The 20136-nt window shown below is 71.1% G+C and carries 18 protein-coding genes; 11 read left to right on the forward strand and 7 right to left on the reverse strand.

Going from position 1 to position 20136, the window contains the following annotated elements:
* Window positions 1–365 precede the first annotated feature (365 nt).
* The 5 genes from ACK4UM_RS17110 to ACK4UM_RS17130 all read right to left on the reverse strand — a co-directional run bounded on the left by ACK4UM_RS17110 (window position 366) and on the right by ACK4UM_RS17130 (window position 7801).
* Entirely contained in the window at window positions 366–1097 is a 732-nt protein-coding gene (locus ACK4UM_RS17110; RefSeq protein WP_409801526.1) for a response regulator, read from the reverse strand.
* Window positions 1094–2854, reverse strand: a complete 1761-nt coding sequence (locus ACK4UM_RS17115) for a DUF3369 domain-containing protein (protein ID WP_409801530.1) — start codon at window positions 2852–2854, stop codon at window positions 1094–1096. Before ACK4UM_RS17115 ends, ACK4UM_RS17110 begins: the two co-directional genes overlap by 4 nt.
* Before the next feature lie 29 nt (window positions 2855–2883).
* Window positions 2884–4479 (reverse strand): ABC transporter substrate-binding protein, encoded by a 1596-nt coding sequence (locus ACK4UM_RS17120; protein WP_409801535.1) that lies wholly within the window; start codon window positions 4477–4479, stop codon window positions 2884–2886.
* 12 nt (window positions 4480–4491) lie between these two features.
* On the reverse strand, window positions 4492–6852 hold the full coding sequence (locus ACK4UM_RS17125; RefSeq protein ID WP_409801539.1) for an ATP-binding protein: 2361 nt from the start codon (window positions 6850–6852) through the stop codon (window positions 4492–4494).
* Between the two features lie 247 nt (window positions 6853–7099).
* Window positions 7100–7801 carry a PhoH family protein gene (locus tag ACK4UM_RS17130; protein WP_409801636.1) on the reverse strand — a complete coding sequence of 234 codons (702 nt, stop codon included), beginning with the start codon at window positions 7799–7801 and terminating at the stop codon, window positions 7100–7102.
* A 546-nt stretch (window positions 7802–8347) separates the two neighbouring features.
* On the opposite strand from ACK4UM_RS17130, the gene ACK4UM_RS17135 reads away from it, so the two are divergent.
* The gene (locus tag ACK4UM_RS17135) at window positions 8348–8584 is read left to right on the forward strand and encodes a hypothetical protein (protein ID WP_409801542.1); all 237 of its coding nucleotides are present in this window, start codon (window positions 8348–8350) and stop codon (window positions 8582–8584) included.
* A 14-nt stretch (window positions 8585–8598) separates the two neighbouring features.
* Here the strand turns inward: ACK4UM_RS17135 and ACK4UM_RS17140 are convergent, their stop codons facing one another.
* Both ACK4UM_RS17140 and crtD read right to left on the reverse strand, forming a co-directional pair.
* Window positions 8599–9354: a carotenoid 1,2-hydratase gene (locus tag ACK4UM_RS17140; RefSeq protein ID WP_409801544.1), complete on the reverse strand. Its 756-nt coding sequence runs from the start codon at window positions 9352–9354 to the stop codon at window positions 8599–8601.
* Window positions 9355–9467: 113 nt separating this feature from the next.
* The gene (crtD, locus tag ACK4UM_RS17145; protein ID WP_409801547.1) at window positions 9468–10988 is read right to left on the reverse strand and encodes a 1-hydroxycarotenoid 3,4-desaturase CrtD; all 1521 of its coding nucleotides are present in this window, start codon (window positions 10986–10988) and stop codon (window positions 9468–9470) included.
* Between the two features lie 136 nt (window positions 10989–11124).
* Between crtD and ACK4UM_RS17150 the strand changes: the two genes are divergently transcribed.
* The 10 genes from ACK4UM_RS17150 to pufL all read left to right on the forward strand — a co-directional run bounded on the left by ACK4UM_RS17150 (window position 11125) and on the right by pufL (window position 20127).
* Window positions 11125–12054 (forward strand): polyprenyl synthetase family protein, encoded by a 930-nt coding sequence (locus tag ACK4UM_RS17150; protein WP_409801554.1) that lies wholly within the window; start codon window positions 11125–11127, stop codon window positions 12052–12054.
* A 23-nt stretch (window positions 12055–12077) separates the two neighbouring features.
* Window positions 12078–13187 carry a methyltransferase gene (locus ACK4UM_RS17155; protein WP_409801560.1) on the forward strand — a complete coding sequence of 370 codons (1110 nt, stop codon included), beginning with the start codon at window positions 12078–12080 and terminating at the stop codon, window positions 13185–13187.
* 91 nt (window positions 13188–13278) lie between these two features.
* Window positions 13279–14232, forward strand: a complete 954-nt coding sequence (gene bchC / locus ACK4UM_RS17160; RefSeq protein WP_409801563.1) for a chlorophyll synthesis pathway protein BchC — start codon at window positions 13279–13281, stop codon at window positions 14230–14232.
* Window positions 14229–15170, forward strand: a complete 942-nt coding sequence (locus tag ACK4UM_RS17165; RefSeq protein ID WP_409801565.1) for a chlorophyllide a reductase iron protein subunit X — start codon at window positions 14229–14231, stop codon at window positions 15168–15170. The genes bchC and ACK4UM_RS17165 overlap by 4 nt, the downstream gene beginning before the upstream one ends.
* A gap of 10 nt (window positions 15171–15180) precedes the next feature.
* Window positions 15181–16812 carry a chlorophyllide a reductase subunit Y gene (gene bchY, locus ACK4UM_RS17170; protein WP_409801570.1) on the forward strand — a complete coding sequence of 544 codons (1632 nt, stop codon included), beginning with the start codon at window positions 15181–15183 and terminating at the stop codon, window positions 16810–16812.
* Window positions 16812–18263, forward strand: coding sequence for a chlorophyllide a reductase subunit Z (gene bchZ, locus ACK4UM_RS17175; RefSeq protein WP_409801575.1), 1452 nt, complete (start codon window positions 16812–16814; stop codon window positions 18261–18263). The genes bchY and bchZ overlap by 1 nt, the downstream gene beginning before the upstream one ends.
* Window positions 18260–18511, forward strand: coding sequence for a hypothetical protein (locus tag ACK4UM_RS17180; RefSeq protein WP_409801582.1), 252 nt, complete (start codon window positions 18260–18262; stop codon window positions 18509–18511). The genes bchZ and ACK4UM_RS17180 overlap by 4 nt, the downstream gene beginning before the upstream one ends.
* A gap of 216 nt (window positions 18512–18727) precedes the next feature.
* A complete protein-coding gene (gene pufB / locus ACK4UM_RS17185) occupies window positions 18728–18958 on the forward strand; it encodes a light-harvesting antenna LH1, beta subunit (RefSeq protein WP_409801587.1) in 231 nt (76 codons plus the stop codon).
* A 10-nt stretch (window positions 18959–18968) separates the two neighbouring features.
* On the forward strand, window positions 18969–19151 hold the full coding sequence (gene pufA, locus ACK4UM_RS17190) for a light-harvesting antenna LH1, alpha subunit (RefSeq protein ID WP_409801590.1): 183 nt from the start codon (window positions 18969–18971) through the stop codon (window positions 19149–19151).
* Window positions 19152–19299: 148 nt separating this feature from the next.
* A complete protein-coding gene (gene pufL, locus ACK4UM_RS17195; protein WP_409801593.1) occupies window positions 19300–20127 on the forward strand; it encodes a photosynthetic reaction center subunit L in 828 nt (275 codons plus the stop codon).
* The last annotated feature ends 9 nt before the right edge of the window (window positions 20128–20136 follow it).

Consider the following 20136-nt stretch of genomic DNA (forward strand, 5'->3'; position numbering starts at 1 on the left):
CCCGCTCCGCCCCCACGCCCCCCCCCCCCCCCGGGGTGGGTTGGGGCGGCGAGCATCCCTCCCCGTCGGGGAGGGTGGCCCCTGGAGCGTCAGCGACAGGGGTCGGGTGGGGCCCGACGTTCGAAGCATGATCTCCACCCGGGCCCCACCCGGCCTTTCTCGGCTCACGCCTCGCAAGTCCACCCTCCCCTCCGGGGAGGGATGGGGCGGCGAGCATCCCTCCCCGTAGGGGAGGGTGGCCCCTGAGCGCAGCGAAGGGGTCGGGTGGGGCCCGACGCTTGCAGAACGATCCCCACCCGGGCCCCACCCGGCCTTTCTCGGCTTCGCCTCGAAAGTCCACCCTCCCCTCCGGGGAGGGATGGTTCTCAATCCTCGCCTTCGGGGTGGTAGACGTAGCCCGCGCCGCGGACCGTCTTGATGAAGCGCGGATGAGCGGGGTCGGCTTCGATCTTGCGGCGCATGCGGGTGATGCGCACGTCGATGGCGCGGTCGAAGGCGTCCGGATCGCGGGCGTCGGCGAGGTCGAGCAGGCGATCGCGGCTGAGCACGCGGCGCGGATGATCGTGGAAGGCCTTGAGCAGCGCGAATTCCGAGCGCGTCAGCGCATGCCGGCCGCCCGTGTCGTCGCGCAATTGATAGCTGTCGAGATGCAGCCATTTCGTGCCGAACCGCACCATGTTCTCCGCGGGCGCCGACGCTTGCGCGCTCGTGCGGCGCAGCACGGAGCGGATGCGCGCAACGAGCTCGCGCAGCTCGCAGGGCTTGGCGAGGTAGTCGTCCGCGCCGAGCTCGAGCCCGACCACCCGGTCGATCGGGCTCGCGGTCGCGGTGAGCATGATCACGGGGGTCGGCCGCTCGGCCTTGAGGCGGCGCACGATCGACAGCCCGTCCTCCTCCGGCATGTTGAGGTCGAGCACGACGAGATCCGCGCCCGCTCCGCTCGCCAGCTCCGCGAAGAGCGAGCGTCCGCCGTCGCATAGGACGACCTCGAAGCCGTGCATCTTCAGATAGTCGCCGACCATCTCGCGGGCGGCGGGCTCGTCGTCGACGACGAGGATGCGTGCGCTGGCGCTCGGTGAGGCGGCGATGGCGGTCATGGGCGTGGGTCCGTGCTCGGAGCCTCGCCGTCCTCGCGCGGGACGGCGATTGTGAAGGTGCTGCCGAGGCCAGGCCCGGCGCTGTGCGCCCGCGCCTCGCCGCCGTGCAATTCCGCGATGCGCTTGACGATCGACAGGCCGAGCCCGGTCGAGCCCTCGCCGCCGGTCGGCTTGGCGGAGAGGCGCTGGAAGCGGCCGAAGACGCGCGCGGCGTCCTCGGGTTGCAGGCCCGGGCCGCGATCGACCACCTGGACGAGCCCCCTGTCTGCGTCCGCCTCCACCGCCACCACGATCGGCGCGCCGTGCGGCGAGTACTTGATCGCGTTGCCGACGAGGTTCTCCAGCGCCTCCCGCAGCCGGTCCGCATCGCCGGAGACGGTGACCGCGTCGCGCGTCTCGAGCGCGATCGCCTGCCCCTTGCGCGCGGCGAGGGGGGCGTTCGCCTCGACCACCTCGCGCGCGAGCGCGGCGAGGTCGACGCTCTCGCGGCGGATGCTGATGTCGAGCGCATCCGCCATGGCATCGGCGACGAGGCTCTCGACCATGCTGGTCAGCTGGCGGGCGGTGGCGCGGATGTGGCCGACCTGCGTGCGCACGCCCTCGATCGCGGGCGGGTCGAGCGCGATCAGGTCGTCGAGCATTTCGGCACGACCGAGGATCACCGCGAGCGGGTTCTTCAGATCGTGCGCGACGGTGCCGAGGATCTCGGTCTTGAGCTGGTTCGCGCGCCGCAGATCCGCGCGCTGCGCGTCGAGGCGCTGATTGGCGCGCACCAACTCGGCGGTGCGGGCGAGCACCCGCTCCTCGAGCCGCGCATTGGCGTCCTGCAATTCCTCATAGAGGAGCACGTTGTCGAAGACGATCGCGAGGCGGCTTGCGAACAATTCGACGAGGTCGCGGTCCGTCTCCGAGAGCGGACGGGCGGCTTCGATCACCACGACGACCTCGCGGCCGCTGCCCGTGCGGGAATAGAGGAGCGTCCGCGGGCCCTCGAAGCAATGGGCGGCGCGTTCGAGCGCCGTGCGCACGCAGGCCTGCAGGTCCTCGTCGAGAACCTCGACGGCCGGGCCCGCGCGGTCCTGCCAGCAGCCGGAACCGGCGAGGACGGCGAGATCCGCCTCGCCGCGCCCGCCGTCGCGCAACAGGAGGATGCCCTGGCAATCGGCGTCGAGCAGCGTGGCGATCTGGGTGAGCACGCCCTCCGCGAGCCGGCGCACGGATCGCAGATCGTAGAGCGTCGCGGCGGCCTCGACGATGATCTCGAGCCCGCGCTTCGTCGCCTCGAGCTTGGCGAGCTGCTGGTAGCCGCGAAGCGCCGCCGTGATCGTCGTGAAGAGCTTGTCGGCGGTCAGCTCCGTCTTCGCCTTGTAGTCGTTGATGTCGTAATCGACGATCACCTTCCGCTCGGGCGCCTGTCCGGGCTGGCCGGTGCGCAGGATGATGCGCACCGTGCGATTGCCGAGGCTGGTGCGGACCTCGTCGACGAGGCGCAGGCCGGCATCCTCGGTCTCCATCACGACGTCGAGGAGCACGACCGCGATGTCCGGGCGCGCGGCGAGGATCGCCCGACCTTCCGCAGCGGAATAGGCGGAGACGATCTCCAGCCCCCGGCCCTCGAGCACGTAGTCGAACAGAGCAAAGCGCGTGCCCTCGTGGACGGCCGGGTCGTCGTCGATCACGAGCACCGGCCAGCCGTCCGCCGACGCCGGAGCCGCCGACGGCAGATCCTCGACGATCTCGACGACGTCCTCTCGCATGGCTCTCGGCTCCGCGCCTTCTCGTGCCATTATTGAACGAGATCGACGCGGCTGAACAGATGCCGGCCGAGCGGGTCCAGGACATATCCGACGACTTCCCTGCGGATCGCCATGAACACGACGGAATGGGCGATCGGCACCCAGGGGCGCTCGCGGGCGAAGATCTCCTGCGCCTCGCGATAGAGCGCCGTGCGCTGCGTCACGTCGGAGGTCTCGCGGGCGCGGGTGACGAGCGCGTCGTAGGCCGGGTCGCACCATTTGGCGACGTTGTTTCCGCCGGGGCGCGCGGCGGTGCAGCCCAGGAGAACGTGCAGGAAATTGTCCGGGTCGCCGTTGTCCGCCGTCCAGCCGAAGAGGGCGAGCGGCGCCTCGCCCGCCTGCAGCGCGAGCCGGTAGGCGTCCCAATCCGCGGTGCGCAGGGTGAGCCGGACACCGATCCGGGCGAGATCGGCCTGAATCATCTCCGCGATGCGCCGCCCGTCCGGCGCGTAGGGACGGCTCACGGGCATGTACCAGAGCTCGCTCGAGAACCCGTCGGCGAGGCCTGCCTCCTCCATCAGCTCCTGCGCCTGCGCGAGATCGACCCGCGAGGCGGGGAGCCCGTCGTGATACGACCACAGAGTGGGCGGAATCGGGTTCTTCGCCGCGCGCCCGGCGCCGCCATAGACCGTGTCGATGATCGCCTGCTTGTCGATCGCGAGGTCGAGCGCGCGGCGCACGCGCACGTCGTCGAAGGGCCTCATGCCGACATTCATCGCCATGTAGCCGACATTGAGCCCCTCCTGCGCGAGGAGGACGAGGGCGGGATCGGCCTCGATGCGGGCGAGATCGGTGGGATCGGGAAAGGCCATCACGTGGCACTCCCCCGCGCGCAGCTTGGTGAGCCGCACGGCCGGGTTCGGCGTGATCGCGTAGACGAGCGCGTCGAGCGCCGGGCGCCCGGCCCAATGCGCGTCGAAGGCGCGGTAGCGCACCGCGACGTCCGGCCGGTATTCCACGAAAACGAAGGGCCCGGTGCCGATCGGCCGCCGGTCGAGATCCTCCGGGCGGCCGGCGGCGAGGAGCGCGTCGGCATATTCGGCGGAGAGGACGGCGTTGAAGGGGTCGGCGAGGCTCGCGAGGAAGGGGGCGTTCGGCCGGGTGAGGCGGATGCGGACGGTGCGCGCGTCCGGCGCCTCGATCGCCTCGAGCAGCTCGTCCATGCCGTTGTCGAGGAAGTAGTCGTATCGCGCGCCCGAGACGTGGTGATAGGGGTGATCGTGCTTCCATTGCCGCTCGAGCGAGAACAGCACGTCCTGTGCGTTCATCGGGCGCGTCGGCGCGAAATCCGCGCTCGTGTGGAAGGCGACGTTCTCGCGCAGCCGAAAGGTGTATTCGCGCCCGTCCGCCGAGATCTCCCAGCTCTCCGCCAGCGCCGGTGCGAGCACCTGTCCGCCGGGCTCGAAGGCGACGAGCGTGTCGAACATCGGGCGCGCCGCGTTCATGCCGGTCGTCGTGGTGACGAGCTGCGGGTTGAGCGCCTCCGGATTGCCCTCCGAGCAGAAGACGAGCGTCTTCGCGCAAGCGGGCGCGGCGGCGAGGCCGGCGGCGAGCGCGATCGCGAGAACATTGGCGCGGGGTCCCATGGCGTCCGGTTCCTATTGCGCGGCGACGGATTGCGGCTCGTCGGCGGCGCTGAGCGGCAGATCGAGGACGAACCGCGCCCCGCGTCTTGCGCCGCTCTGGTCGAGCTCGATCTTGCCGCCGAGCCGCCCGGTGACGAGGTTGAAGACGATGTGCAGGCCGAGCCCGGTATTGCCGCGCTCGCGCGCGGTGGTGAAGAACGGCTCGAAGACCTTCGCCGCGCTGTCGCGGGCGATGCCGCGGCCGTCGTCGTCGAAGACGAGGCGCAGGTGGCGCGGGCCGCGCCTCTCGATCGCGATCGTGATGCGGCCGCTCTCGCCCGGGGCGAAGGCGTGGTCGACGCTGTTCATGACGAGGTTGGTGACGACCTGCGCGAGCGCCCCCGGATAGGTGTCGAGCACGAGATCGGGCGGGCAGCGCGTCTCGACCTCGTGGCCGCTCTTGCGCAGAGCGGGCCCGAGGCTCGTGAGGAGTTCCCGCAGCCATTCGCCCATCTCGAAGCGGCGACGCTCCTCGCTCGTCTGGTCGGCGGCAACGCGCTTGAAGCTCTGCACCATGTCGGCGGCGCGCGCGAGATTGACGTGGACGAGGCGCGCGCCCTCGTCGAGCCGCGCGAGCGAGCGGGTGAGCTCCGAGCGCAGGATGCGCCCCTCCGTGACGCTCGCCCCGAGCCGCTCGACCTCGCCTTCGAGCGCGGTCGCGGTGGTCAGCGCGACGCCGAGCGGCGTGTTGATCTCGTGGGCGACGCCGGCGACGATCTGCCCGAGCGAGGCGAGTTTTTCGGCCTGGATCAGGTCGGCCTGCGTGCGGCGCAGCTCGAGGAGGGTGGAATCGACCTCGTCCTTGGCTCGGCGCAAGGCGCTCTCGCGCTGGCCGATCTCGGTGACGAAGGTGTTGACCGCGTGCGCCATCGCGGTGAGCTCGTCGCGGAACTGGCCGTCGCGCCCCCGCCGAAAGCCGCCCTTCGGCGGCGCGATCGTGCCGGCCTGCGGATCCCGGGCGAGCGTCAGCATGTCCTCGCGCAGACGATCGATCGGCCGGGTGATCGAGCGCGCGACGACGAGGGCGGCCGCGATGCCGATGAGGAGACCGAAGGCGGCGCCGAGCACGAGCATCCGCCGCACCGTCTCGCCGATGCGAACGGCCTCCGCGTCGAGGACGGAGGCGAGGCTCTGCGCGCCGAGCAGCATCGCCTGCGCCGTGCGGCCCATGCTCTCCATCAGCGCGTTCTGCGCGGCGACGCCTTCGCGGGTCGTGTCGAGACGCGTGCTCCAGCCGTCGATGGCGTCGATCATCTCCGATTGGATCAACGGCGAGATCGGCAGCGCCGCCATCGTCTCGGCGAGCGCGCGGCTCTCGGCGAGGATCTCCCCGACGGCGTCGACGTCGCGTGCGGCGAGCGCGTCGGCGGTGCGCTGGCCGAGCTTGAGGGTGGCGATCGCGACGTTCTGGGTCGCCTGCTCGGTCTCGCCCGCGCGCACGGAATAGGCGAGGAGCTCGGCAGTCTGATTGTGCAGCGCGCGCTGTTCCGTGGCGTTGACCTTGATGAGATCGTCGAGCCAGGCGGCGACCTCTGAGGGGGCGTCCTCGCTCTCGCCGCCGCCCGCAGCGGCGCGCGCGCCGCGCGCGAAGGCGCCGTCATAGGCCGAGAGGACCCGGCGCAGGGCGATCCCCGTCTCGGCCCGATCGCCGCGCTCGAGGTGGGCGGAGAGTTCCTCGACCGCGTGGCGCATCCGCGCGCGCGCGAAGCGCAGCCGCCGCTCCTCCACGGGGCTCGTGCCGGTCCCCGCCGTGCCCGCACGCAGGCGCTCGACCGAGAGGAACGCGGCGCGCGCCTCCTGGGCGGCGTCGACGATGTCGCGCGAGAGCCTCAGCGCGCGATCGGCGGCGGCGAGGGTGGCGAGGATGTCGGAATTCGACGTGTTCTGCCGCTCGCGGGCGGCATCGGCGAGCGCCACGAGGATGCCGGCGCGATCGGCCATTTCGGCGATCAGCGCGTCGTTGCGGCGGGTGACCGCGAGGAGCTCGTCCATCTCCGAGCGGTAGACGGCGAGCGTCGCGGCGACGTTGCCGGCGTTCTCCCGGTGCGGAACCGAGCCCGGCGCGGCGGCGAGCGCAGAGAGCTGCGCCTGCGCGCTGTCGGCCAGCACCTGGAAGCGGAAGGCGTGGCGCTCGCGCTCCTGCGGCAGGGCGCTCGCATAATCCTCGCGCGAGCGGGCGAGGCTCGCGAGGTCGCGATAGCTCGCCCCCGCGAGCGCCGCGCCGGCGCGGGCCCGCTCCGCCTCCACGAGCAGCAGCCACGACGCCACCGCGATCGCCGCCGCGATCACGATCGGGATGCCGCCGACGAGCGCGACCTTGCTCGAGATCCGCATGCGCGTGCACCCGCTCTTTCGACAGACACCGACCCGTGCGCGCAGGGCAGCGCTCGCGGATGCGGGAGGCGCGAGGATACACCGCCCGATGATGCCGACAAGCGCCGCGCGCGAGGAGAGGCTTAGCGCGGGCGCGTTGCGGGGGCGTGTCGTCGGGGGAGGGGGATTGTTTCGTGGGGCGAAACGAAAAAAGCCCCCGGCCGCGGCAGCGACCGGGGGCGTCGTTCGTCTCGTCGAGCGCCGCGCGTCAGCCGGCTGCGACCTCCGCTTCGGCGAAGGCGCGGACCCACATCGCGCAGATGCCGGAGCGGACGATGTCGTCGGCGGAGAACTCCACGATCGGCACCGGCAGCTCCTTCTCGCGGATCATGGCGATCACCTGGGCGAGGCCGGACGTCTCCTTGAGGTCGCATTGGGAGACGTCGCCGTTGATCACCGCCTTGCAATCCTCGCCGAGGCGGGTGAGGAAGGTCTTCATCTCGAGGAGCGTCGCGTTCTGCGCCTCGTCGAGGAGGATGAAGGCGTCCGACCAGGAGCGCCCGCGCATCACCTCGAAGGGCACCATCTCGATGTCGCCGTTCTTGACCGCGACGTCGAAGGCGCCGCGACCGATGCGCTCGCGGATCGTGTCGACGACGGGCACGGCCCAGGGCGCGAACTTCTCCTCCAGCGTGCCGGGAAAGAAGCCGAGCGAGCGGCCGGCGGGGACGTTGGGGCGGGTGAGCACGATGCGCGCGATGCGCCGCTGGCGGAACAGATCGGCGGCGTAGGCCGCCGCCATCCAGGTCTTGCCGGTGCCGGCGGGTCCCATCACCACGAGCTGGGAGGCCGAGTGGAGGGCCGCGAGATAGTCCGCCTGCGCGGCGTTGAGGGGCTTGATCGGGGGATGGGCTCTCTCGTGGTCGAATTTCCCGTGTCGGTCGAAGGGGACCCCGTGCAGCTCGACGATCTCACCGGATTCGAAGGAGCGACGGGTGCGGCGCTTGTGCTTGTCGTAACGCTTGCTCAATGCCTTGTCTCCTTGTCGGCGACGCGGGACCACCGCCCCGGGCGCCGCGTCGTCGCGTCCGGAGCGTCTCGCGAGGAGAGGGTGGGTGGCTGGCGGAGCGGGAGATGCGGGGACGAGCCGACGGGCAGCTTCTGCTGCCGTGATCGCTGAGGGGAAGGTCTGCACGACGCTTCACACGATCCTCGTCGGTTCGAGGGACCCGCTCCGGAGAGCAAGGTGACCGATTCGTGTGAACAGTTTAGTTCACACCTGCGGATTCTGGCGAGTCCGCCTTCCGGATACGAAAACGCTCTACACAGGCGATAAGGTCCCACCCCCGAGAGACTGCGTTCCTGCGCGAGCGCCTGCGCCCCTCGGTGCGCAGCCATCCGCGCCATTGCGCCGCGCCCCGGATCGCGGGAGCGTCGTGATCGTTGCCTCGGCTTCATGTCCGCGTGTGCGGACTGCGCGAGCGGGGCGTCGCTCGCGATACGACAGGAGCGCCGCATGACACTCTTCGAATATCTGCCGGCGAACAATCTCACGATCCTGGGCCTCGGCCTCCTCGTCCTGATCGTGTCCTTCGCCTGGTTCCTGCGTCGGCGCGGCAATCGCAAGGCCGCCGCCAATGCGTTCTCCGGAGATCCGGAGCGCTCCGCCCTCGCCCGCAAGGCCGATCATCCCGATCGGGAGCCGAGGGTGGCTCGGACGACCGAGGAGCAGAGGCGCCATCCAAGCCGATGACGCCTTCGCTCCCGTCAAGACGGCCTGCGCGGCATCCGGAAGGGTAGCGCGAGCTGCGTCAGCGGGTGGACGAAACGCGGCATCGAGAGGCTCTCGTGCATCGCGCTCGTCGCCACGCCCTTCAAGCGCGTCGCGATCTTCGAGCGCGTGTAGAAGGGCGTGTCCTCGTAAGTCCGCAGGAGGCGCACGGCGCTCGGATCCTCGCTGCGGGTGAGCCGATCCATGCGCCAGAGCGGCCCTTTCGGAAGGGGTGCCTCCGGCGGCTCGGGCAGCGGCGCGAGCGTGCCGTCGGCCGCGATGTCGAGCGCGATCAGCTTGCGCGACCCGTCCGCGCGGACGACGTCGTAGAGCACGGCCGCGCCGTCTCCGATCGGCGCGCGCGACCAGTTCCAATGGTCGAAATCGGCTTCGAGCGGGCGCGAGCCCTCGTTCGTGTCGAAATAGGCGTCGCCCGAGAACGAGAGCTTCGGGTGGGTCAGCGCGACACTCGCCCGCGATGCCGGCGCGATCGGCCACCACAGGTGCCGACCATCCGCATCGAGCGCGTGGGGGCCCGGCGTGACGCCCGACATCGTCAGCCGCACCTCCCCCGCGAGACGCCCCGGGATCGGCATCGTGCGCTCGTCGAAGGAGACGCAGACCTCGCCCGGCGAGAGCCGCATCGCGGAAGGGCCGATCTCGAGGAGCGTCGGCGCGACCCGCAGCGCCCCGGCGCCGCGTTCGGTGAGCGCCCAGCGCTTGCGGTCGCGCCCGTAGAGGACGACGTTCATCGCGACGTGCCGGCGCGGATCGGTGGGGCCCCGGCGTCGCGCCCATTTGTAATAGGGCGAGAACACGTTGCCGATGAAGGCGATGATGGTGAGCCCGACGTCGCCGTCGTCGCTCAGGACGTCGAGGTACCACCAGACATAGCCGTCGTCCGCGACCGGGTGCTCGAATCCGTATCGCGCGAGATCAGATGCGCCGCGCTCCAGCCCGAGAGCGCCGCCATCGGCACCCCCGCTCCCGGATGGATCGATCCCCCCGCGAGGTAGAGCCCCGGGAGCCGCGTGCGCGCCGCCGGCCTCTCGAAGGACGCGTTCCAGCCGTGGCTCGCCCGCCCGTAGAGCGCGCCCCCCGTCCCCGGGAACATCCGCTCGAATTCGTTCGGGCTCGTCGTGCGCACCTGCTCCGCCCGCCGCTCCACGACGAGCCCCAGCCGCTCCAGCCTCCGAAAGGTCGCCGTCTCGCATGCCGAGATCTCCTCGCTCGTGAAGGGTCGCACGTCCCCGCGCGCGGGCGCGTTGACGATGGTGAAGAGCCGCTCCGGGCCGTCCGCACCCGCGCTCCCGTCGTCGCGGTCCTGCGCGCAGACATAGACGGTCGGATCGGCCGGGAGCTGCCCGCGGCCGAAGATCGCCGCGAACTCGGCCGCATAGTCGGGGGAGAAGAAGACGTTGTGGCGCGAGAGCGGGAAGCCTCGCGTGCGCACCCGCATCGACATCGTCACCGCCGACAGCGAGCGCTCGCCCGCGCGCATGGAAGGCACCGCGCCCGCGGCGTCGCGCCCGAGAATGCCGGCGGCGATCGCGCCCGCATCGGCATTGGCGATGATCGTCCGTGCCGCGATCGCCTCGCCCTCGTCGGTGACCACGCCCGCGACCCGCCCGCCCTCGACGCGGATCTCGCGCACGCCCGTGCCGGTGCGGATCCGCGCGCCGCGGTCGATCGCGAGCGCGGCGAGCGCGTCGGCGAGCCGCTGCATGCCGCCCTCGACGAGAAACACGCCGCATCGCTCGACATGGGCGATGAGCATGAGGGTGGCGGGTGCCTCGTAGGGGTTCGAGCCGGTATAGGTCGCGTAGCGGCCGAAGAGCTGGGCGAGGCGCGGGTCGCGGAAGAAGGAGCCGAGCGCGCTCATGAGCCCCGTGAAGGGCCGGATCGCCATCAGGCGCTGTGCGCCGAACAGGCCCTGGCTCGCCATCAGGCGCGGGAGCGAGGGCTCGGGCGCGCGCACGAAGCTCTCCTCGAGCAGGCCCCAGATCTCGGCCGCGGCCTTGTCGAAGGCGCGAAAGCCCCGCGCCTCCGCGGCTCCGAACGCCTCCCCGATCGCCGCCTCGGAGCGGAGCGGATCTGCGTACAGATCGAGCCGCGCGCCGCCCTCCCAGGCATGGCGCGCGAGTACGTCCGCCTCGCGCAGCCGCACATGGTCGTCGAGCCGCGCGCCGGCGCCCGCGAAGATCGCGTCGAAGACGCTGCGCAGGGTGAAGACGGTCGGGCCCGAATCGATCGCCGCGCCGTCGACCTCCACCTCGCGCATCTTGCCGCCCACGCGCGCGGCGCGCTCGAGCACGACGACCTCGCGCCCCGACGCCGCGAGCAGCAGGCTCGCGACGAGCCCGCCGATGCCGGCGCCGATCACCACGATCCGATCTCTGCCCGATCCGCAATCCACCGCACGACCCGCTTGTTGACACGTCGCCAAGGTATGTCACTCTGAATTGACAGTCCATAGAGACAAACCCGCTTGACACCCATCGGCGGGAAAGGTGGAGGATGACATGGATCTGCCGCTGCCGACCAGCGAGCGCGCCGCGCGCTCCGCCGCCGCCGAGGCGCGACGGGATCCGAAGCTGCGCATCGAGGCGACGCTCGACGCCGCTCTGCGCCTGTGCGCGGGGGAGGGGGCTCCGCCGACGCTCGCCGCCGCGATGCGCTACGCGGTCTTCCCCGGCGGCGCGCGCATCCGCCCGCGTCTGTGCCTGGGCGTCGCCATGGCCTGCGGCGAGGGCGCGCCGGAGATCGCCGAGGGCGCGGCGGCCGCGATCGAGCTCATGCATTGCGCCTCGCTCGTCCACGACGACCTGCCCTGTTTCGACGACGCCTCGACGCGCCGCGGCAAGATCTCGGTCCACCGCGCCTTCGGCGAGCCGCTCGCGGTGCTCGCCGGCGACGGGCTGATCGTGCTCGCGTTCCAGGCGCTCGCGCGCGGCGCGGCGATCGCGCCGGACAGGCTCGTCGGTCTCCTCGAGGTGGTCGCCGCCGCGACCGGGATGCCCGGCGGCATCGTCGCGGGCCAGGCCTGGGAGAGCGAGCCGGAGATCGACCTCTCGCACTATCATCGCGCGAAGACCGGGGCGCTCTTCTCGGCGGCGACCCGCGCCGGCGCGCTCGCCGCCGGCGGCGATCCGAAGCCTTGGCGCGCGCTCGGCGAATTGATCGGCGAGGCCTATCAGGTGGCCGACGACCTGCACGATTTCGCCTCGGAGGAGGCCGAGATCGGCAAGCCCGTCGGCCAGGACGCCGCCCATGGCCGCGCGAGCGCGGTCGCGAGTCTCGGCGTCGAGGGCGCGATCGACCGGCTGGAGGGGCTCGTCTCGGCCGCCAAGGATTCGATCCCGGATTGCGCGGGCGCCGCCGACCTGCGCGCGCTCATCGGCGCCTCCTCCGAGCGCTTCGTGCCCAAGAGCCTCGCCCGCTTCGCCGCCTGAAACGGGGCCTATCGGAGATCGCGATGCCTCTGCCCGGCTTCCTCGCGGCGTGGCGGGACCGCCTCGTCGCGGACCCGCGCTTCCATGCGCTCGCCGAGCGGCTGCCCTTCCTGCGCCCGGTCGCGCGGCGGCGCGCGGCGGCGCTCTTCGACATCGTGTCCGGCTTCGTCTATTCGCAGGTGCTGCTGGCCTGCGTGCGGCTCGACCTGTTCGCGCTCCTGCGCAAGGGGCCGATGCGCGTCGCCGACATCGCCGCCGCCTGCGATCTGCCGGACGAGGGGGCCCGCCGTCTCCTCGTCGCCGCCGCCGCGATCGGCCTCCTCGAGGAGCGCGGCGCGGGGCGCTTCGGGCTCGGTCCCCATGGCGCGGCGGTCCTCGGCAACGAGGCGGTCGCGCCGATGGTGCTCCACCATCCGCTCCTCTACGAGGATCTCGCCGATCCGCTCGCCTGCCTGCGCCGCGGGCCTGGCGGCGGCGCGCTCGCCCGCTACTGGGCCTATGCGAAGGAGACGCAGCCCGGCGCGCTGCCCGACGCGCGCGTCGCCGCCTATACCGATCTCATGGCCGCCTCCCAACCGATGGTCGCGCGCCAGATCCTCGACGCCTACGACGTCTCGCGCCACCGCCGGCTGATGGACGTCGGCGGCGGGGCGGGCGTCTTCCTGCGCGAGGCGGCGGCGCGCGCGCCCGCGACCGAGCTCGTCCTGTTCGACCTGCCGCCGGTCGCGCGAATCGCCTCCGCCAATTTCGACGCCTGGGGGCTCGGCGCGCGCGCACGCGCGGTCGGCGGCGACGCAACCGCCGATTCGCTGCCCGAAGGGGCCGACGCGATCAGCCTCGTGCGCATTCTCCACGACCACGACGACGAGGCGGCGATCGCCATCGCCTCCGCCGCGCGGCGGGCGCTGGCGCCGGGCGGCGTGCTCCTGGTCGGCGAGCCGATGGCCGGAGCCAAGGGCGCGCGGGCGGTCACGGACGCGTATTTCGGCTTGTATCTCTATGCGATGGGCTCCGGGCGCGCCCGCACGCCCGACGAGCTCGGGGCTCTCCTGCGCCGCTCCGGCTTCTCCACGATCCGCTTTCGCCGGACGCGAATGCCCATCCTGGCGGGCGTCGCCGTCGCGTCCGCATGACGACATACGTGTTAGTTCACGTTGACATTCAGAGCTGTCAGTCTAGATTGACATGATCGAAAAATAGGCGGCTCGAACGAGGGAGGGCAGGATGCGAACCAGAGCGGTCGTTCTTCACGAGCCCCTCCGGCTGTCGCTCGAAGATGTCGCGCTCGATCCTCCCGGCGCGGAGGACGTGGTGGTGGACATCGCCCATTCCGGCATCTCCACCGGCACCGAGCGGCTCCTCTATACGGGCCGCATGCCGATGTTTCCCGGCATGGGCTACCCCTTGGTGCCCGGCTACGAATCGGTCGGGCGGGTGGTCGAGGCGGGGCCCCATTCGGGTCTTTCGATCGGCCAGAGCGTGTTCGTGCCCGGCGCGCGCTGCTACGGGCCGATACGCGGCCTCTTCGGCGGCTCGGCCGCGCGCATCGTCAGCCCCGGCGCGCGCCTCGCGGCGCTGCCCGCCGCCTTCGACGCGAGCCCGGAGCGGCTCGAGGAGGCGAGCCTCCTCGCGCTCGCCGCGACCGCCCATCACGCGGTGGTGATGCCGGGCGCGACCCCCGATCTCGTCGTCGGCCACGGCGTGCTCGGACGCCTCGTCGCCCGCATCTGCGCGGCGCGCGGCGCCCCGCCGACCGTCTGGGAGATCGCGCCCGAGCGCGCGACGGGGGCCGTCGGCTACGAGGTGACCGCACCCGATCGGGACGCGCGCCGCGACTACCGCGCGATCGTCGACGTCTCGGGCGCTCCCGATCTCCTCGACACGCTGATCGGGCGGCTTGCCCCCGGCGGCGAAATCGTGCTCGCGGGCTTCTATTCGGAAGCCCTCTCCTTCGCCTTTCCCCCGGCCTTCATGCGCGAGGCCGTCATCCGCGTCGCCGCCCAATGGCAGCGCGCGGACCTCGACGCCGTCGTCGATCTCGTCGCGACGGGCGCCCTGTCGTTGCAGGGCCTCATCACCCACAGAGAGCCGGCCGAGCGGGCCGCGAGCGCCTATGCGAGGGCGTTCGAAGATCCCGCCTGCCTGAAGATGGTCCTCGACTGGAGGCAAACGCCATGAACGCCGTCACCCCCGTCGAAGCAGCGCTCCCGGAGAAGGAGACGCAGGTCATCGCGATCTACGGCAAGGGCGGCATCGGCAAGAGCTTCACGCTCGCCAATCTCAGCTACATGATGGCCCAGCAGGGCAAGCGCGTTCTCCTGATCGGCTGCGACCCGAAGTCCGACACGACCTCGCTCCTCTTCGGCGGCAAGGCCTGCCCGACCATCATCGAGACGTCCGCCCGGAAGAAGCTCGCGGGCGAGGACATCGCCGTCTCCGACGTCTGCTTCAAGCGCGACGGGGTCTTCGCGATGGAGCTCGGCGGGCCGGAAGTCGGCCGCGGCTGCGGCGGGCGCGGCATCATCCACGGTTTCGAATTGCTGGAGAAGCTCGGCTTCCACGAATGGGGCTTCGACTACGTGCTCCTCGACTTCCTCGGCGACGTCGTCTGCGGCGGCTTCGGCCTGCCGATCGCCCGCGACATGTGCCAGAAGGTGATCGTCGTCGGCTCGAACGACCTGCAATCGCTGTATGTGGCGAACAATGTCTGCTCGGCGGTGGAATATTTCCGCAAGCTCGGCGGCAATGTCGGGGTCGCCGGCCTCGTCGTGAACAAGGACGACGGCACCGGCGAGGCGCAGGCCTTCGCGAAGGCCGCCGGCATCCCCGTCCTCGCCTCGATCCCCGCCCACGACGACATCCGCCGCAAGAGCGCCAATTACGAGATCATCGGCCGCCCCGAGAGCGCGTGGGGGCCGCTTTTCGCGCAGCTCGGCCTCGCGGTGGCCGAGGCGCCGCCGCTGCGCCCGACGCCGCTCTCGCAGGAGGGCCTCCTCGACCTGTTCCAGGGCGAGGCTGTGGGGCGCGGCGTGGTGCTCGAGCCCGCCTCCTTCGAGGACATGTGCGGCACGAGCCACGTCGCCAAGCCCTCCCTCGAGATCGTCTACGAGAGTTGAGGGCGGCGCGATGACGACGACACGCGACCCGATCGCGCCGAAGCGCACGACGCTGATCTCGACGATCGGCGAGGGCGCCCCCGTGCGCCCGCAGGCGAAGGCTGCCCCCGCGTCCGTCGCGACGCCCGAGCCGCACCCGGCTCCGCCGACGGACGGCCTCGGCTGCCATGCGGGCGCGCAGACGCTGCACGAAGCGGCGCGCGCCGCCGGAAAGTCGGAGACGCTCGCGCGCTACGCCGCCGATTACCCGAGGGGCCCGCACGACCAGCCGCAATCCATGTGTCCGGCTTTCGGCTCGCTGCGGGTCGGCCTGCGCATGCGCCGCACGGCGACGATCCTCTCGGGCTCGGCCTGCTGCGTCTACGGCCTGACCTTTACCTCGCATTTCTACGGCGCGCGTCGCACCGTCGGCTACGTGCCCTTCAATTCCGAGACGCTCGTCACCGGAAAGCTGTTCGAGGACATCCGGGACGCCGTCTACGACACGGCCGATCCGGCGCTCTACGACGCGATCGTGATCACCAATCTGTGCGTGCCGACCGCCTCCGGCGTTCCGCTGCAGCTCCTGCCGAAGGAGATCAACGGGGTGCGCATCGTCGGCATCGACGTGCCGGGCTTCGGCGTGCCGACGCATGCGGAAGCCAAGGACGTGCTCGCCGGCGCGATGCTGCGCTACGCCCGCACCGAGGCCGAGACGGGCCCCGTTATGGCGCCGCGGGGCGGCCGCTCCGAGCGGCCGACCGTGACGCTCCTCGGCGAGATGTTCCCCGCCGATCCCGTCGGCATCGGCGCCATGCTCGCGCCGATGGGGCTCGCCGCCGGGCCGGTCGTCCCGACTCGCGAATGGCGCGAGCTCTATGCCGCCCTCGATTGCGCGGCGGTCGCGGCGATCCACCCGTTCTACACGGCGAGCATCCGTGAATTCGAGGCCGCCGGCCGGCCGATCGTCGGCTCGGGCCCGGTCGGGCTCGACGGCACGGCCGCCTGGCTCGAGGCGATCGGGCGCGCCTGCAACGTGGCGCAGAGGGACATCGACGCGGCCAAGGCCGCCTTCCTGCCCGCGATCCGCGGCGCACTCGCCGCGCGGCCGGTCAGGGGTCGCGTGACGGTCTCGGGCTACGAGGGCTCCGAGCTCCTCGTCGCGCGCCTCCTGATCGAGAGCGGCGCCGAGGTTCCTTACGTCGGCACCGCCTGCCCGAAGACGCGCTTCTCGGACGACGACCGTGCCTGGCTCGAGGCCAAGGGCGTCACCGTCCAGTACCGCGCCTCGCTCGAGGACGATTGCGCGGCGGTCGATTTCTTCCGCCCCGATCTGGCGGTCGGCACGACGCCCGTCGTGCAGAAGGCGAAGGAGGCCGCGATCCCGGGCCTCTATTTCACGAACCTGATCTCGGCGCGCCCGCTCTTCGGGCCCGCCGGCGCGGGCTCGCTCGCCGAGGTCGTGAACAACGCGATCGGCGGTCGCGCTCGTTTCGAGACGATGCGCGCCTTCTTCGAGGGCGTCGGCACGGGCGAGGCGGCGGGCATCTGGGAAGAGCGCCCGCGCTCCTTCCCCGCCTTCAAGGAGCAGTCGCGCAAGCGCCGCGAGGCGCTCGCCCGCCAGCTCGAGCGCGAGCGCGCTCCGACGGGGGAGATCGACTGATGCTCGTCCTCGATCACGATCGCGCGGGCGGCTATTGGGGCGCCGTCTACGTCTTCGCCGCGGTGAAGGGCCTCCAGGTCGTCGTCGACGGCCCCGTCGGCTGCGAGAACCTGCCCGTCACGGCGGTGCTGCACTACACCGATGCGCTGCCCCCGCACGAATTGCCCATCGTCGTGACCGGTCTCGCCGAGGAGGAACTCGGCCAGCACGGTACCGAGGGCGCGATGAAGCGCGCCCATTCCGTCCTCGATCCGGACCTGCCCGCCGTGGTGGTGACGGGGTCGATCGCCGAGATGATCGGCGGCGGCGTCACGCCAGAGGGCACCGGCATCAAGCGCTTCCTGCCGCGCACGATCGACGAGGACCAGTGGCAATCGGCGAACCGCGCCATGCTCTGGCTCTGGCGCGAATGGGGCCCGAAGAAGGTGCGGCCGGCCAAGCCCGTCGCGCCGGGCGAGAAGCCGAAGGTCAACATCGTCGGCCCGATCTACGGCGGCTTCAACACCTATTCGGACCTCGCCGAGATCCGCCGGCTCGTCGAGGGCATCGGCGCGGAGGTCAACATGACCTTCCCGCTGGGTGCGCATCTCTCCGAGATCCCGAAGCTCGGGCAGGCCCACGTCAATGTGTGCATGTATCGGGAATACGGCCGTCTCCTCTGCGAGGCGCTCGAGCGGCCCTATCTGATGGCGCCGATCGGCCTCTCCTCGACGACCGCCTTCCTGCGCGCGCTCGGCGCCGAGCTCGGGCTCGACCCCGAGCCCTTCATCGAGCGCGAGAAGCACACCACGATCAAGCCGATCTGGGATCTCTGGCGCTCGGTGACGCAGGACTTCTTCGGCACCGCGAGCTTCGCGGTCGCGGCGACCGACACCTACGCCCGCGGCATCCGCCGCTTCCTCGAAGACGATATGGGGCTCCCCTGCACCTTCGCGATCGCGCGGCGTGCGGGCGAGAAGACCGACAACGAGGCGGTGCGCGCGCAGATCCGCGCGAAGGCCCCGCTCGTGATGCTCGGCTCCTACAACGAGCGCATGTACCTCGCCGAGATCGGCGCCCGCGCGGCCTTCATTCCGGCCTCCTTCCCCGGCGCCATCGTGCGCCGGCACACGGGGACGCCGTTCATGGGCTATGCCGGGGCGACCTACCTCGTCCAGGAGGTCTGCAACGCGCTTTTCGACGCGCTCTTCCACATCCTGCCGCTCGGCACGGATCTCGACCGCGTCGAACCCACCCCCGCCAAGCTCGCCCGTCCGCTCCCCTGGGACCGTGACGCGCGCGCGGCGCTCGACCGGATGGTCGAGGCCTACCCGATCCTCGTGCGGATCTCCGCCGCCAAGCGTCTGCGCGACGCGGCGGAGGCCGATGCACGACGCGCGGGCGAGGAGGAAGTCACCACCGGGAGGCTCGCGCAGGCCCGCGCCCGCCTCGGCGAGGGAGAGCTCGTATGACCACGCACCACCACATGCAGGCAGCCCTCCGTCGACAGGGACGCGACGCGCCCGCGCGCCGGGCCGACGCGCTCGAGTTCCGGCTCCTGTTCGCCGCGCTGCTGCCCGTCTTCCTCGCCGTCGAGACCCTCGCGCGCCTCAAGCCCGGTCGCCGCCCGCCGGAGGTCTCGGGCACGCGGCGCGGCTCGGTCTGGGAGGAGGCGAAGGCGGCCACCTACCGCGCCGTCCCGCTCGCCTTCATGGGCTAGCGCGCGATGCGGGCGGTCGGCCGGCGCGAGCCGGTCCGGGCCGCTCGGCGCGGATCTTCCATCGGTCTCGGGCGTGCGACGCGCGCCCGAGACCCCGAATTCCGGCGGTGCGCGAGCGCCGTCGGAACGCCGGCCGTGGGCCAACCTCCACGGCGTCCGGACCGCGGGATCGGTTTGCGCGGTCGAAAGCCGAAGACTCGTGACCAGGAGGTACAAATGGCAGAGTCCACTACTCCCGTCAGAGGGACCCTCACGGGCCTCACGGAAGGCGAAGCGAAGGAATTCCACTCGATCTTCATGTCGAGCTTCATCGCCTTCACCGTGATCGCTCTCATCGCGCACATCCTCGCCTGGATGTGGCGCCCGTGGCTTCCGGGCCCTCAAGGCTACGCCTCGCTCGAGGGCGTGACCGACTTCGTTACCACCATCGCGCCGTTCGTCGGCTAGGAGGCTCACCATGTGGAGAGTTTGGCTGCTGTTTGATCCGCGTCGCACGCTGATCGCGCTGTTCACGTTCCTCTTCGTGCTCGCGCTCATCATCCACTTCATCCTGTTGAGCACCAACCGCTTCAACTGGCTGGAGGGGCCGCGCGCGGCGGTGGAGACCACCATTCCGCACAACACCCCCATGCCCAGCTGAGGGCTCTCGCTCGCGCCGGCGTCCGCTGCGACGGCGACGCGCGAGCGGGGCGGGGCTCCCCGCGGTCCCGCCCCGTTCGATCCCCTCGACCGTCGGGAGCACCCGGCGGCGGGGCCTTGCTCCATGCTCCCACGACGGGGGGAATGTCATGTCCATGCTAAGCTTCGAGAAGAAGTACCGCGTCCGCGGCGGCACCCTGTTCGGAGGAGATCTCTTCGATTTCTGGGTCGGGCCGTTCTATGTCGGCTTCTTCGGCGTCACGACGATCTTCTTTTCCGTTCTCGGTACCGGGCTGATCGTCTACGGTGCCGCGATCGGTCCCACCTGGAACATCTGGCAGATCTCGATCGATCCGCCGGACCTCTCCTACGGCCTCGGCTTCGCTCCTCTGAAGGAGGGCGGACTGTGGCAGATCATCACGATCTGCGCGCTCGGCGCCTTCGTCTCCTGGATCTTCCGGCAGGCGGAGATCGCCCGCAAGCTCGGCATGGGCTATCACGTGCCGTTCGCCTTCTCGGTGGCGGTGTTTGCCTATTTCGCGCTCGTCGTGATCCGCCCGGTGCTGCTCGGCGCCTGGGGCCACGGGTTTCCCTACGGCATCTTCAGCCATCTCGATTGGGTGTCGAACGTCGGGTACCAGTACCTGCACTTCCACTACAATCCCGCGCACATGATCGCGGTGTCGTTCTTCTTCGCGACCACCTTCGCGCTCTCGCTCCACGGCGGCCTGGTGCTCTCGGCGGTGAACACGCCGAAGGACGACCGTGTGGTCAAGACCGCGGAGCACGAGAACACCTATTTCCGCGACATCATCGGCTGGTCGATCGGCACGCTCGGCATCCACAGGCTCGGGCTGTTCCTCGCTCTGTCCGCCGGCTTCTGGAGCGCGGTGTGCATCATCATCAGCGGCCCGTTCTGGAGCCGCGGCTGGCCGGAATGGTGGGGCTGGTGGCTCAACCTTCCGATCTGGTCCTGAGGCGGAGGC

The organism is Salinarimonas sp. (assembly GCF_046292825.1).
Lineage (GTDB): Bacteria > Pseudomonadota > Alphaproteobacteria > Rhizobiales > Beijerinckiaceae > Salinarimonas.